The organism is Ruminococcus sp. D54t1_190329_F1, assembly GCF_015551645.1.
GTDB lineage: Bacteria > Bacillota > Clostridia > Lachnospirales > Lachnospiraceae > Blautia_A > Blautia_A faecis.
This window is the reverse complement of sequence record NZ_JADNDC010000060.1, coordinates 1-13,020: the sequence shown is the minus strand read 5'-3', so window position 1 is coordinate 13,020 and position 13,020 is coordinate 1. Positions and strand designations below refer to the sequence as shown.

Genomic DNA, 13,020 nt, shown 5'->3' with positions numbered 1-13,020 from the left:
AACGAAAGGGCAGTTAGTGAAAAATCTTAATACTGCTTTTTCGTTTGCACCACCTTCGATTCTTTCCTTAACGATTTGCGCGTTAAATCGTTTTCTTCATTCTATCACAGCTTCTATTGATCCGCCATCAACCTTTCAAACCAGGTATCCATAGCAAGGATAAACTTGCTTGCTCCTGACCATTCTTGCAGCATCTCATCCAAAGTCTTATGCTTCACATATTTCTGCACATATACCCAACAGGCAACACCACTGGCTTCTGATACAATGTCAGCCATACTTCTCAATGCTTTCCTGCAGAAGAAACATTTCCTTATCATCTTTTACTTGAAAGGGATGTTCCTTAAAAGGGCGGAGACGCTCAATCTCAATTTCTATGATTCGTTCTTCTTTTTCTTCTGATTGTCTGTTTGCTTCAGTCATCTCGACTCCTTTCCTCTAGGATTCAGGATATAAAAAATGCCTGCCTGGAACTTTTGTTGTAGGTAAAGTTCCAAACAGACATTGCTGTTTGACTATTAGCTGTAGCTAATAGAATTGTATACTGTTTCAGCTAATTTATGTTTGCAGGTTTCGGAGAGATGGTTTCTTTTCCCGCCTTTTCTCTGATTTACATCCCCGAATAAGGGGTGACAACAGAGCGGAACCCAAATGTTAGCTGGAAATGGATCATTTTGAATGGAATTTCATGTCACGAACGTGATTAGAAAATAAGAAAAGCGTTCGTTGTCAGCTAATCCAGCTAACATTTTCGAACGCTTTGAAGCCCGTCGCCAAGAGGATTTGAACCTCCGACCCCACGCTTAGGAGCAACTTTTATGCAGGTTCAGACTAGTCCAACAGAGACAACCTATTCATTTATAAGTCCAGTAAAAAAGCGCCTTCCCGGACTATTTCTGTTCATATAAGATCATTGAAAATTATTCCGGATTTTTACATTTTCTGAGAAAATGATTGTACGCTTCTAATATAAAGCGCCAACTCCATCTATAATTTTTCAAATCATAAAATCCAACTATCCTGCCCATTTAAAAGCGGGAAATGAAATGTGTGATACACTATTTTCTTTGTCAGATTTCTTCTAAATTATACATCAGATACCGCCATTTACGCAAGATGCTTTGACCACTATTTTACCTCTTTTTTCTCACATGCTCTGATTTGATCTCATAAATAAAACCGGCAGAGATTTTGCTCTCCACCGGTCTACTTTTATCCTAATTATGTTCCCCTTGCATTGATTTTGCTAATGATGTCAGCAACACAGCCATTTCCGGATTGCTGAGAACTTTTGCAAGTAACTCTGCGTCCACTCCTTCTGGAACTTCCATCATCGTCCTCTTTTCTGTATCATGGATCTGCGGATTCAGATTCTTCCTGTTATAAAAGGAATCTTCCAACAGTGTCGCATTGCGCCGTCTGTCTTCATCTATGATATGCGAATACACTTCTGTAACCATATCTGCCTGTGCATGACCAGAATCTCCCTGTACCGCCTTTATATCACCGCCGTTCAACTTAAGCTTATAGGTAACACTCATATGCCGGAAACTGTGAAACACAATCTGTGGTAAATCATGTTGTTTGATCAGCTTATTCAGGGAATCTCTGATATACGCACCGCCCCTTGGAAGTCCATATTCAGTAGCAAGGATAAGGCCATAGTCCTGGTATTCTTCCTGCAAAATATCCTTTATCTCCTCCTGCTGTGCTTTCCATGCAATCAGTTCTTCAGCTACGCTCCTTGGTAAAAACACTTTCCGCACGCTGCTTTCTGTTTTTGGTGTTTTCATAATGCGTACCGTCTTATTCGTTTTCCGCTCCTCTGGAAATATGACGATCACATCTTTCTGGTCTAATTCCTCTAACGCTTTTTTGCTGTCTCTCTGTACTTCCTTATTTACATAAAGATACGCCCGGTTTTCTTTGATCGCTTCTTCTGATATATCTACGCAGTCCCAGGTAAGCCCCAGTAGTTCTCCTATTCGAAGAAAACCGGCAAAGGCAAGGTTCATACACAATTTCAGGCACTCATTTTCACACACATCCAGAGCATGGGCAAAGGTCTCTGCATCCCATATTACCCGTTTCTCTGATTTATGCTTTGGTACCGTCGCTTTAAATGCTGGATTCTTCTCCATGATATCCCACTTCACAGCCTGATTAAAACAACTCTTCAGCAGCTTATGTACATCACGGATTACACTGGTAGATACGAACTCGCTTCTGACATTTCCGTTCAAGTCTGGAACGGATGGCGTCTTTGTCAGCGTCTTATAGTAAATCTCCAGAAATCTGGTATTGATATCCGTCAGTGGAGTTTTCCCAATGATAGGCAATATATAATTCTTCAGCAATGACATATTCCCGTCATAGGTAGACAATGCCCACCTGTCTTTTCCATACAGTTCTACATACTCATTTATCAGATCCGCCAACGTCTTACAGTTCGATACGATAATACCGCCTTTTTTCTCTTTCAGTTCAATTTCTGCTTTTCTGATTTTAGCTGCGTTCTTTGTATCATACGTTTCCCACTTCTGTTTCCGCTTTCCATCTGTATCTTTACAGTAATATACGACACAATATTTGTTATTTTTCTTCTGTATCGAAGCCATGCTATACCACCCCCTTTTCCTTCCGCTTCAATAACCACTGTTCAAATACTTCTCTTGGAATACGAATAATCTTTCCTGTTTTTCTGACCGAGATTTTTCCTGTGGTGTACCAATAAGCTATGGTTGCAGGCTCCACTCCTGCCAGTTCTGCCGCTTCCGGCACTGTCAGATACTCCAGACATTTTTTCTCCTGGCTGTGATCTGCTTCTGCAAGGCATCTTCGCTTATAATTCTCATATTCCCGTTTTTCTTCCAACTCCAATTCTTCATATTCAAAATTAAACAGCTCATAAGTATCCTGTGCCTGCAAGAACCGCTCAAAGCTCTCCTTTGTCACCCTTCTCCGTCCGGCAATTACAATAACGTCCAGCAATGGGGCATATTTTTTACTGCTCAGGATTCCATATACGGTACTTCTTGGAACGTCAAGCAGCCGGGCCATTTCCGGCATACTGAGACTGGCTGCCTCTGCAGCTGCATCTTTCTTACGATCTTCCTGTGTACGGTATCTGGACTGGCTGTAATACCAGTCCCAGAAGGCATCCGTCGGCACTCGCATTCTTTCATTCACGGTAACTGTCTCAATATTGTTTTTCTTCAATATCTCATATACCGTTGCGTTGTCCGTCCCCAGCATTTCCTGTATTTCTTTTGGGGAATAAGATCTGAGCCTCAACTCCTTTCCCGGTGCTTCTCCATTGACTTTATGATACCAGTCCTGATTGGCATACCACTTTTCAAAACTGGCAATTTCAACCCTCATCTTTCCAAGCAATGTTTCTGTCCGAAAATAGTTTTTATGAACCAGCCAGTAACGATCCGTCTTCTTTAATCCCAGCATATCCCCCATCTCGTGGACACTCATCCACTTTCGGGGTTTTGCCGACGATCCAACTCTTTGTATCACTGCCTTGTTTCACTCTCCTTCCATTTATTTTTCTTAAATCATATCTCACAATTCGCAAAAAATTTAGGATGTCACAGAAGCATTTCCCTTATCCAACCACTCGTCAAAACTCTTCTTGGAAATGCGGTAGCCACCGCCTTCTAACTGAATCCAGCGGAACTCATTTTGTCTCAACAGCTTATAGACCGTTGATCTGCTGACATCCAGCATTTCCTGTAAATCCTTCACCGTATAACATCTTTTTTCTGCCATATTTTCACTCTCTTTCAATCTGTTTTGATTTTATTTCTAAATACAAAAATCATGAAAAAGTTAAGAGTGCCGTTCTCACTCTTTAACCTATTTCATACATTTTCCGCATTTTCTTTAAGATTGCACTGACCTTCTGAGACATACTAACCTTTGAAATTCCCAGTTTTTTCGCCAGTTCTACCTGCTTCATACCATCAAAGTAGATGGACTTGATAATAAACTGTTCATGTTCTGACAGCTTTGCGATATTCTGATGCAATTCTGCAGATTCAGCCTGCAGAATTACCAGATCTTCTACGCTCCGCTGGCACTCATCCGGTAAATCCTGCACTCCGATTCCATCTGTATTCTCACTGAAAACACAGTCCAGAAGCTCTGTCCACTTTGTTTTTCTTGTCATGGTTTCTGGGTCTTCCGGCTGCCACTTTTTACTTCTGTAAACTTCATTACGGTAAGCGGAAAGCATTGCCTTGGCTACCTCTCTGGTTATTTCATAAAATTTCCCATCAACTTTTGCATAAAATTTGTCATTGAATTTATATGGATGCTCTACATACATCGTCCGTTCCTCCTGAATTTGAAATCTGTTTCGTGTTCCAAATTCAAGAGCGGAGGGGACCGGCTCCTTCTGATGCCTCTGATCATGCGTACTGATTTCCTTTCAGGCCACCAGATCAGGCAGACCTGTGGCTTATTGGCCGGAAATCAAAATTTCAGGGCAACAAAAAAAGCCCCTCCGGGGTGCTAACCCGAAAGAGCTTTTCTAATAATCATATGAAGTTTTCCTGCTGTTCTTTTATTTCCAGCATAATCAGTATAACAGTTCAAAGTATCAGGGGTATCTCAAATACCTGCCGTAAAGTATCACTGATTCCTATAAAAGTATCATCATTTGATACTTTTTAAATTGACATAAAAATACACCGGAACTCACCAGCCCGATGTATGATCTTCCTATTTATTTAATGTGCCATGATCTTTCTCATGTTGAGCAATCGCCTGACGAATCAGATACAGCACTTCTCCATTGATAGAACGCCCCTCAAATTCAGCAAGACTTTTCAGTTTTCCGTGCGTCTCAGAATCAATCCGAAGACCAAGATGTTTATCTTTTTCCATATGGCTTCCTCTCCATTTGATAAGTACAAAATAAGTTCATAATACGAGTACATTTTAAGTACAAAACATGGTAAAATGGTTTAAATGAACTTGTTTTAAGTACACTATATTTTATTATTAGGGGAGAGCATCAAAAATATGAAGAAAGAAAAGCGATATTATCAAATCCGAATAGATTATTTCTGGCTTTCCATACTGGCAGTCATAATTGTTATCTCCATAATCATCGCATATTATGCCTCTGCCCATGAGCAGACATCTTCCCAACCAGTATCTACTAAACACCGTGCTGACATTGATGTAACTTTTGACGATCTGCGCTCATCCCTGGAAAACACATCAGAATGTTATCTATGCGGAAATGCGGAAGAAAGCCTGATGAGCTACTTTAGAAACTTTGACACTATTGGATTGATCTCGCTGAATGACTGGTATGTGATTGATTTTCCACTGAAAAATTACGATGAAAATGGAAATGAGGTAGAAAGTGCTACTTCAACTTCATTCCTCTCTGGGAATACAGGTGAAATATCTTATTCTTCAGACGGAACTCCAAGCCGTGGTATGGCAAGCATAGATGTGACGTTGCCGGAAAATTATGAAATTGATACTAACATGCTGGAAAACCATTTATGCCAGAATTGCCTAAGTAAAGTTGCAGCTTCATTAGAATACAGAAAGACGGACGGAGAAAATAAAGAAGCTATTCCATTGTGCATAGTTGATTTCAAGACATTGGAAATTTACTCACTACAAGATTACTGGAGAGCATATTTTGTCCGAGACTATTATGTAGAAATGGATTTTGATGATAATATAGTAAGAACAGAAGTATTTTACTTGCCAGAACGTATATAACAAATATGGGAAAGAGGTGATACTATATGGGAATAATTAAATATTTTAGAAAAAAATACTGGGAAGCAGCCATTTTCAGGGGTGGGCGGCGCATACCATTTAGCTGCGATGGCTTGACAGCTGTTCCTGATAGAGCCTATGCACTGTTTACAGAAAAAGAATTGGAAAAAATTTACAACGATAGAAATGAATTTTATAAGAAGCTAATGCAGATGATTGATTCATATTAACAAAAGGTCAATCAAAATTTTATTTGTTACATAAATTAAAAGGTAAATATGTTCAAACATAAGGCCTCGGAATCTTAATGATTTCTGGGATTTTCTATTATTGAGATAAGGCTATTTATAGCAATTTAAACCGAATTATGATAACATAAGGCAAAGATAAATCGTTGTTTGGCGATTTAGTAAAGCCCGATAGATTAATTTTATAGGGAACAGAAAATTTAAATGTATCGTATTAGGAGATGAAAAAATCGAGATGAAATATAAAGAATATAAGGATAATTATGAATATATGTACGAACTTTCTGCGTACTTGCTTTCGTTTTCGGATACCGTACAATATTTATACAATGAATCGTCAAGAGAGGAGGCAACAAGGTGACTTCTTTAACCATAGAACAAAAAAGAGTGGACATATACCCAAGCGCAAAGCCGGGCAGCCCAGTTATCTATCTCAACACCTTTTCCAATGCCGTTAACAGTGTGTATAAAAACCTGATGGCGCTCGGCTGCCCAGATTTCTGTCTGGTGGCGGTCAGTGAGCTGAAATGGGATCATGACATGACACCGTGGTATATGGGGCCGATCTCTAAACACGATACGCCCTGCACCGGTGGTGCGGATGATTACCTGAAACTGCTTCTGGATGAAATTATGCCGGAAGCGGAAGCGCTCCTTCCCGGTGCGCCCGCCTGGCGGGGCCTCGCCGGTTACTCGCTGGCCGGGCTGTTCGCCCTCTACGCTCTCTACCAAACGGATGTGTTTGCCCGCGCAGCGAGTATGTCAGGTTCCTTCTGGTTTGAGGGCATCATGGAATATGTGTGCTCCCATGAGATGAAGCGCAAACCTGACTGTCTGTATTTTTCTCTCGGAGACAAGGAGAGCTCCACCGATAATCCGATTTTGAACGTTGTGCAGCAGAATACGCAGGAGATAGAAACACTGTGCCACGGGAAAGGCATCGAAACCACCTTCGTACTGAACAGTGGCAGCCACTATCAGGCGTGCAACAAGCGCACAGCGGCTGGCATTCACTGGATATTAAATAGATAAACCGACAAGGAGATAAAACGATGGATACGATTTATTCGCTTTTTCAGAAAGTAGTTAAAGAACATGAAAATGCCCCAGCTATCATTGAAAACGACCGCACCATGACTTTTGGAGAGCTGTCCAACATGGTGGATATGATCACGTGCAGCTTTCCGCAGGAAGTACACAGCATCGGCATCGTCATGCGTCACCGAACCGAGATGATTGCCTCGATTCTGGCGGTACTCAAATGCGGCGGCCGATATGTCCCAGCCGAGCCGGATTTTCCCACCGGGCGCATCCATGACATGATGACCGAGGCACAGGTGGATTTTGTGCTGACGGAACACGCCTTTGCGCCCAAACTGAGCAGTTTCCCCATCCGCTATACAGATTGTGAGATCTGCGGCGTGGAGACGCCCTCCTGGAAGCGCAATGCCATCGAAGACCCGGAACGCCCCGCCTATGTGCTGTATACGTCAGGTACCACCGGGCGGCCCAAAGGTGTCTGTGTCACCAACCGCAATGTTTGCCATTATGTCCGTGCCTTTGCCAACGAGTTCCATCCCGGCCCCGGTGATGTCATGCTGCAATATTCCGTCTGTTCTTTTGACATCTTTGTGGAGGAAGTGTTCACCAGTCTGCTGAATGGTGCCGCTCTGGCCATCCCCGCTGACGAGGATAAGGCCGACATCCATGCATTGATGGCTTTTGTGGAACGCCACCATGTGACTATGATCAGCGGCTTTCCGTATCTGCTGGCAGAAATGAACCACCTGTCTGTCATTCCGTCCTCTCTGCGGCTGCTTATCAGCGGCGGCGATGTGTTGCGGGGCGTTTATGTGGATCACCTGCTGAACAAAGCAGAGGTTTACAACACCTACGGCCCCTCCGAGACAACGGTCTGCGCCTCCTATTACCGTTGTAATAGTGGAACTGTGCTGGAGGACGGTACCTATCCCATCGGTCATCCTGTACTAGGTGCGCAAATCAGGATTCTGGATCAGTCTGGCAACGAGGTTGCCAAAGGGCAGACGGGTGAGATTTGCATTTATGGCGGCGGTGTATCTCTGGGCTACATTGGCGACCATGCCGAGGAAAACAGAGCTTTTGAGCGGCAGCCGGACGGTAGCACCATGTACCGCAGCGGCGATTTGGGCTATATCCTGCCGGATGGCAACATTGCATTCCTGCACCGCAAGGACGACCAGATCATGATTTACGGCAAGCGGGTGGAACTTGCCGAGGTGGAGTCCCGGCTCTATCGGTGCAAGGATGTGCAGCAGGCTATTGTCCGGGCTTTTACAGACGAGGATGGACTGTCCTATATGACCGCCTATGTGGTGCCTTCCGACAATAAGCTGAAAGTCTCGGAAGTAAAAAAAGAACTGTCTGAAAATTTGACTTCCTTTATGATCCCAGAGTTCTTTGTGAAGATGAAGCAGATTCCTTTGAATGTCAACGGTAAGCCGGATGTGTCGAAACTGCCGGTGGTAATGAAAGCGGGGGCATTATAATGGAGATTCAGATCCGGCAGGCCACGATCCAGGACCTGAATGTATTGATGCAATGGCGAATGGAAGTCTTGCATGAGGTATTCTCCATCCCCTCGGAGCGGTCTGTAACAGAGCTGGAATCGGAAAATCGCCGCTACTATCAAACAGAACTGCCGCAGGGCGGACATATTGCCTGCTTTGCCTACGTAGGGGAGGAAATCGTCGGCTGCGGCGGGATATGCCTCTATCATGAGATGCCCTCACCGGACAATCTAAACGGGAAATGTGCCTACCTGATGAACATTTATACCCGGCCGCAGTTTCGCGGACACGGCATAGGGAACAGAATCGTCAGGTGGCTTGTAGAGCAGGCTCGTCAGCGGCATATTTCAAAAATTTATCTTGAAACCTCAAACAAAGGCAGGCCGCTGTATCAAACAATCGGTTTTGCCGATATGAAGGATATGATGAAACTGTCCCGTGAAAAATAAGCAAAATCAAAGGAGCATACATACAATGGAGCCAATCATCTGAAACGTTGAAGTAAAAAGCGTCCTCACAAAATCCAATTTGCCTGTGAGTGATTATTCGGTCAATCCTTATGTGGGCTGTGGCCACGGCTGCAAATATTGCTACGCATCTTTTATGAAGCGTTTTACCAATCACCCGGAGCCCTGGGGAGAGTTCATAGACGTTAAATTTTGGCCGGAAATCAAACACCCGGAGCGGTATGCAGGGAAAGAACTGTTTCTCTGTTACGTGACCGACCCATATCAGCCGCTGGAGGAAACCGCCTGCCGCACCCGCGCCATTTTGGAGCAGATGCAGGGCAGTGAATGTAGCCTCAGTATTGCTACCAAGTCTGACCTGGTGCTGCGTGACCTTGACCTCATTAAAACATTCCCCAATGCGCGGGTATCCTGGTCGATCAAACACACTGGACGAAGATTTTCGCGCTGATATGGACAATGCAGTGAGCATTGAGCGGCGGCTGGCCGCTATGAAAGCATTCCATGATGCTGGTGTGCGCACCACCTGCTTTATCTCGCCGATTTTCCCCGGCCTCACCGACCTGCCCTCCATCATCCACCGGGCGAAGAATCAATGTAATTTGGTCTGGCTGGAAAACCTAAACTTGCGGGGCGGTTATAAGAAAACGATTTTTGACTATATAACGGAAAAACATCCAGACCTGCTGCCGCTGTACGATACCATTTACAATAAAAAAGAACGCAGCTACTGGTCAATGCTGGATGCGCAGATGCGGCAGTTTTGCCAAGAGGAAGGGCTACTGTATGTCCAGGATGATGATTCCATCAAACGCCCGTTCAACGATCCGCCTATCGTGGTCAATTATTTTTTCAACGAAGAGATTATCCCTCGGCCAAAATGCAGAAGAACAGGTAATCAAAACTATATAGTAACATGCAGAAAGCTAGAAGTTGTAGAGGTGAGGTTATGAAACGCGCAGAATTAGAATCAGACATATAACGCCGAGACAGATTATCCGTGGCTCAAATATCCGAATTATGAGGTGTTCCGGCATTGTAATAATCGGAAGTGGTTTGCTCTGATTATGGATGTACCAAAGAACAAGCTGGGGCTGCAAGGCGAAGAAATGCTGGAAGTGGTCGATTTCAAATGTGACCCAATTCTGATTGGCACACTACGAGAGGAACCCGGCTTCTTCCCGGCGTATCACATGAGCAAGGATAGCTGGATTACTGTTGCACTGGATGTGCAGCGTATCAGATGACAAAATCAAAATGTTGCTTGATATGAGTTATGAAGCAACGATACCCAAAACATGCAAAAAGAGATACTGATAAATTCCAGTTTGCATATTTCTTAAAAAGATGTATGATATAAAAAAGCTCAGGAGGTTCAAATGAAATCACATAAATACTGGTCTATCGGTGCACTGGTTTCCATGATCGGAACTTGCTACACCGGCTACAAGGATATGAAATCAGCTCATAAATATTTTGCATTCAGTTCACTGATTTGTATGGCTATGGCCATTTACTCAGGTCATAAAATGATTTCTGGCAAATCCAGAAAAAAGAAAGAAACTGCAGCTGAAGAATCTGCGGAATAATAAGAGGAATAGGGGAGTATTCCATTATATATAAGCCTGATGGAAAGGGGAGATTCCATCAGGCTCTTTCAAATCTACTCTTCCGTTTCTGGAAAAGATGGCTTATATCGTTTGTTTGCAGACTGTGGCACTACGATTTCAAAAAAATAATATCCCATATACCGGAGAGCTGCTTTTTTCTTTCGATAAAAACTTGCCCGGCTCATCCCCAGTTCAAGCATAATTTCCATATCTGTCATTTTTCTGTGCCTGCAGAAGCAGCCATAAAGCACATCATAATATTCTGTTCCAAAATTCGGCGTAAAATATTTTACCAGTGTCATTGCCCGGTTGACCATATCACAAAGTCCATAGATTAGAATGATATTGTTTACTTCTTTTTTCAGTTTTCCTAAATTCATGCGGTAATCATAGGCATCCATATACTGAAGGGCATAGGCCATATTCTCATTGATCTTTTCCTGACACTCTTGCTCTAATTCATCCAAAACCATCTGATTTTCCAAAATCAAATCCTGATAATTGTTCATCAGTGCTTTAATCTTTTCATAGTACAGATCCATTCTCTCTTCTGTATGTTGTGCTGCATTTAATGTAATTTCCTTAAACGATCTAATCGCATAATCTCTCTCTGTCATTATCAAAATCTCCTTTTTTCGTATTGAATCGTCTTTCTCTGACGTTCTACACTCCCATCCCTGTGATTTTGACGGAAGCTCAATAAGAATTATTCTTGAGCAGAGCCACATCTGCATGGACAATATAGTGGGCATATTGTTTCATGAACATAGATGTAATGCCCTTATATGTCAATCTGAAAAGAGCAAAAGGGAAAGGTCAGCTCTTTTGCAGATCCTATTTTCTTTCTTAAATCTTTACGCACTCTTGCGCTCCATAAACCACTTATCAAATTCATAATATAAATGGCATTCCTTACCATCTACCATTACAGTATACATAATTCCTGTACCACCCGCTTTCCGGCTGGCACAACGTTCTTTCGATTTTACTTTATCAATTAAATATTTAGTTCCATCTTCCCAAATAAATTCTATTGGCATCATTGCGCCTTCTGTGCTGAATTTTACAATGACTTCTACATAAACTTTGTTATCATTCAAAGCACTTACCTCCCATTGAAATATCCAACTGGATGAACGGTGTGGGATCCCTGTGCATCCAGGCTGGATAATATTTTATCCTGATACATAAATGCTCTCTGGACACTGTGATATCCAAACCGTCGCCTGATATCATCTACTGCCCTGTCTAACTTCTCCTGTTTTTCCCGGCGCTGCTCATTCATAAATAAATCTAACTGCACCGGAACCTGCCCCATAACCAGATCATCTGCACGGATTCCAAGACTTCTGATTGGACGAGGCCAATGATAGTTCTCTCTAAAAAGCTGGTATGCTGCACTCATTATCTCATCTGTAATGTCGGTCAGATCCTGCAGCTTTCTTTGCCTGGAGAAATGAAATAACCCATTATCACGAATCGAAATTGACACTACATTACATTTAAAACCATGTTTCCGCAGTCTGGCTGCGACACTTTCTGCCAATGCCATCAGAATAATCTGTACATCCTGATCATTTTCCAGATCTCTGGGTGTCGTTGTACTGTTGCCAATAGACTTTATCGGTGCCTGATATCCTTCTACTGAAACTGGCGAATCATCCCAGCCATTCGCAAATGAATAAATGACAAGTCCCATTTTCCCAAGCTGCCGTTCCAGAAAACTTGGATCTGTTCTTGCCAGTTCTCCGATTGTGCGAATACCATATTTCTGTAAAGTTCTATTCGTTGATCTTCCTACATATAGAAGATCTGATACCGGAAGTTTCCAGATTAGTTCACGATAATTCGTCCGATTAAATTCTGTAATTCCATCAGGCTTTTTATAATCGCTTCCAAGTTTTGCAAAAATTTTATTCCAGGAAATTCCAATGCTTACCGTAATACCCAGTTCTTTCTTTACCCTTCTGTTAATTTCTTCTGCAATTTTTCTTCCGTCACCTTTCAGTGAAAAACTATCAGTTACATCAAGCCAAGCTTCATCACATCCATACGGTTCAACTTGATTCGTATATTCCGAATATATTTCTCGCAACATTGAGGAAAATTTCAAATATAAATCCATCCTCGGAGGCACAAATATCAAATCCGGGCAAACCTGCTTTGCCTGCCACAATGCCATGCCAGTCTTAACGCCGCTTCTCTTCGCAATATAATTCGCCGTCAATACAATTCCATGCCTCGCTTCAGAATCTCCTCCTACAGCTAATGGCTTACCAACATATTCTGGATGATAAAGCATTTCCACACTAGCATAGTCGGGTAAGAGAAGAGCATTACTGTCCTTCCCTCCCCTAAGAACCGTACGTGATAGTTTCCCATCATACGGCTC

17 protein-coding genes and 1 pseudogene are annotated in these 13,020 nt (G+C 42.7%); 8 read left to right on the top strand and 10 right to left on the bottom strand.

Annotated features, from left to right (window positions below; genetic code table 11):
- Window positions 1-113 precede the first annotated feature (113 nt).
- The 7 genes from I2D69_RS18655 to I2D69_RS18625 form a co-directional block, all read right to left on the bottom strand.
- Window positions 114-278: a hypothetical protein gene (locus I2D69_RS18655; protein WP_173716665.1), complete on the bottom strand. Its 165-nt coding sequence runs from the start codon at window positions 276-278 to the stop codon at window positions 114-116.
- Complete coding sequence (locus tag I2D69_RS18650) at window positions 271-423, bottom strand: hypothetical protein (RefSeq protein WP_226841011.1); 153 nt, start codon at window positions 421-423, stop codon at window positions 271-273. The genes I2D69_RS18655 and I2D69_RS18650 overlap by 8 nt, the downstream gene beginning before the upstream one ends.
- 794 nt (window positions 424-1,217) lie before the next feature.
- On the bottom strand, window positions 1,218-2,618 hold the full coding sequence (locus tag I2D69_RS18645) for a site-specific integrase (protein WP_195380372.1): 1,401 nt from the start codon (window positions 2,616-2,618) through the stop codon (window positions 1,218-1,220).
- A gap of 1 nt (window position 2,619) precedes the next feature.
- Entirely contained in the window at window positions 2,620-3,459 is an 840-nt protein-coding gene (locus tag I2D69_RS18640; RefSeq protein ID WP_195380371.1) for a helix-turn-helix domain-containing protein, read from the bottom strand.
- A gap of 129 nt (window positions 3,460-3,588) precedes the next feature.
- Window positions 3,589-3,777 carry a helix-turn-helix domain-containing protein gene (locus I2D69_RS18635; protein ID WP_055057014.1) on the bottom strand — a complete coding sequence of 63 codons (189 nt, stop codon included), beginning with the start codon at window positions 3,775-3,777 and terminating at the stop codon, window positions 3,589-3,591.
- Between the two features lie 82 nt (window positions 3,778-3,859).
- The gene (locus I2D69_RS18630) at window positions 3,860-4,336 is read right to left on the bottom strand and encodes a sigma-70 family RNA polymerase sigma factor (RefSeq protein ID WP_148463131.1); all 477 of its coding nucleotides are present in this window, start codon (window positions 4,334-4,336) and stop codon (window positions 3,860-3,862) included.
- A 395-nt stretch (window positions 4,337-4,731) separates the two neighbouring features.
- Window positions 4,732-4,896 carry an Arc family DNA-binding protein gene (locus I2D69_RS18625; RefSeq protein WP_118062271.1) on the bottom strand — a complete coding sequence of 55 codons (165 nt, stop codon included), beginning with the start codon at window positions 4,894-4,896 and terminating at the stop codon, window positions 4,732-4,734.
- A 138-nt stretch (window positions 4,897-5,034) separates the two neighbouring features.
- Between I2D69_RS18625 and I2D69_RS18620 the strand changes: the two genes are divergently transcribed.
- The 8 genes and pseudogenes from I2D69_RS18620 to I2D69_RS18585 all read left to right on the top strand — a co-directional run bounded on the left by I2D69_RS18620 (window position 5,035) and on the right by I2D69_RS18585 (window position 10,607).
- The gene (locus tag I2D69_RS18620; protein ID WP_148463132.1) at window positions 5,035-5,754 is read left to right on the top strand and encodes a hypothetical protein; all 720 of its coding nucleotides are present in this window, start codon (window positions 5,035-5,037) and stop codon (window positions 5,752-5,754) included.
- 26 nt (window positions 5,755-5,780) lie between these two features.
- Window positions 5,781-5,984 carry a hypothetical protein gene (locus tag I2D69_RS18615; protein ID WP_118512131.1) on the top strand — a complete coding sequence of 68 codons (204 nt, stop codon included), beginning with the start codon at window positions 5,781-5,783 and terminating at the stop codon, window positions 5,982-5,984.
- 375 nt (window positions 5,985-6,359) lie between these two features.
- Window positions 6,360-7,034 carry an alpha/beta hydrolase-fold protein gene (locus I2D69_RS18610; RefSeq protein WP_055058584.1) on the top strand — a complete coding sequence of 225 codons (675 nt, stop codon included), beginning with the start codon at window positions 6,360-6,362 and terminating at the stop codon, window positions 7,032-7,034.
- Window positions 7,035-7,054: 20 nt separating this feature from the next.
- A complete protein-coding gene (locus I2D69_RS18605) occupies window positions 7,055-8,530 on the top strand; it encodes an amino acid adenylation domain-containing protein (RefSeq protein WP_055058585.1) in 1,476 nt (491 codons plus the stop codon).
- Window positions 8,530-9,000, top strand: a complete 471-nt coding sequence (locus tag I2D69_RS18600) for a GNAT family N-acetyltransferase (RefSeq protein WP_005924656.1) — start codon at window positions 8,530-8,532, stop codon at window positions 8,998-9,000. The genes I2D69_RS18605 and I2D69_RS18600 overlap by 1 nt, the downstream gene beginning before the upstream one ends.
- 79 nt (window positions 9,001-9,079) lie before the next feature.
- A pseudogene (locus tag I2D69_RS18595) lies at window positions 9,080-9,971 on the top strand (radical SAM protein).
- A 72-nt stretch (window positions 9,972-10,043) separates the two neighbouring features.
- Entirely contained in the window at window positions 10,044-10,265 is a 222-nt protein-coding gene (locus I2D69_RS20330) for an MmcQ/YjbR family DNA-binding protein (RefSeq protein ID WP_226815879.1), read from the top strand.
- A gap of 132 nt (window positions 10,266-10,397) precedes the next feature.
- Window positions 10,398-10,607, top strand: a complete 210-nt coding sequence (locus tag I2D69_RS18585) for a DUF6219 family protein (RefSeq protein WP_118511955.1) — start codon at window positions 10,398-10,400, stop codon at window positions 10,605-10,607.
- 74 nt (window positions 10,608-10,681) lie between these two features.
- On the opposite strand, the gene I2D69_RS18580 is transcribed toward I2D69_RS18585, so the two are convergent.
- The 3 genes from I2D69_RS18580 to I2D69_RS18570 form a co-directional block, all read right to left on the bottom strand.
- On the bottom strand, window positions 10,682-11,245 hold the full coding sequence (locus I2D69_RS18580; RefSeq protein ID WP_173683453.1) for a hypothetical protein: 564 nt from the start codon (window positions 11,243-11,245) through the stop codon (window positions 10,682-10,684).
- A 237-nt stretch (window positions 11,246-11,482) separates the two neighbouring features.
- Complete coding sequence (locus I2D69_RS18575) at window positions 11,483-11,728, bottom strand: hypothetical protein (RefSeq protein ID WP_330386437.1); 246 nt, start codon at window positions 11,726-11,728, stop codon at window positions 11,483-11,485.
- 5 nt (window positions 11,729-11,733) lie between these two features.
- On the bottom strand, window positions 11,734-12,936 hold the full coding sequence (locus I2D69_RS18570) for a DNA polymerase IV (RefSeq protein WP_347088699.1): 1,203 nt from the start codon (window positions 12,934-12,936) through the stop codon (window positions 11,734-11,736).
- Window positions 12,937-13,020 lie beyond the last annotated feature (84 nt).

Bases quoted from the DNA above. Each gene is read 5' to 3' on its own strand.
- I2D69_RS18635 (WP_055057014.1), bottom strand. From the start codon at position 3,777: ATGGCAGAAAAAAGATGTTATACGGTGAAGGATTTACAGGAAATGCTG.
- I2D69_RS18630 (WP_148463131.1), bottom strand. From the start codon at position 4,336: ATGTATGTAGAGCATCCATATAAATTCAATGACAAATTTTATGCAAAA.
- I2D69_RS18615 (WP_118512131.1), top strand. From the start codon at position 5,781: ATGGGAATAATTAAATATTTTAGAAAAAAATACTGGGAAGCAGCCATT.
- I2D69_RS18645 (WP_195380372.1), bottom strand. From the start codon at position 2,618: ATGGCTTCGATACAGAAGAAAAATAACAAATATTGTGTCGTATATTAC.
- I2D69_RS18600 (WP_005924656.1), top strand. From the start codon at position 8,530: ATGGAGATTCAGATCCGGCAGGCCACGATCCAGGACCTGAATGTATTG.
- I2D69_RS18620 (WP_148463132.1), top strand. From the start codon at position 5,035: ATGAAGAAAGAAAAGCGATATTATCAAATCCGAATAGATTATTTCTGG.
- I2D69_RS18655 (WP_173716665.1), bottom strand. From the start codon at position 278: ATGGCTGACATTGTATCAGAAGCCAGTGGTGTTGCCTGTTGGGTATAT.
- I2D69_RS18605 (WP_055058585.1), top strand. From the start codon at position 7,055: ATGGATACGATTTATTCGCTTTTTCAGAAAGTAGTTAAAGAACATGAA.
- I2D69_RS18650 (WP_226841011.1), bottom strand. From the start codon at position 423: ATGACTGAAGCAAACAGACAATCAGAAGAAAAAGAAGAACGAATCATA.
- I2D69_RS18625 (WP_118062271.1), bottom strand. From the start codon at position 4,896: ATGGAAAAAGATAAACATCTTGGTCTTCGGATTGATTCTGAGACGCAC.
- I2D69_RS18580 (WP_173683453.1), bottom strand. From the start codon at position 11,245: ATGACAGAGAGAGATTATGCGATTAGATCGTTTAAGGAAATTACATTA.
- I2D69_RS18585 (WP_118511955.1), top strand. From the start codon at position 10,398: ATGAAATCACATAAATACTGGTCTATCGGTGCACTGGTTTCCATGATC.
- I2D69_RS18640 (WP_195380371.1), bottom strand. From the start codon at position 3,459: ATGCTGGGATTAAAGAAGACGGATCGTTACTGGCTGGTTCATAAAAAC.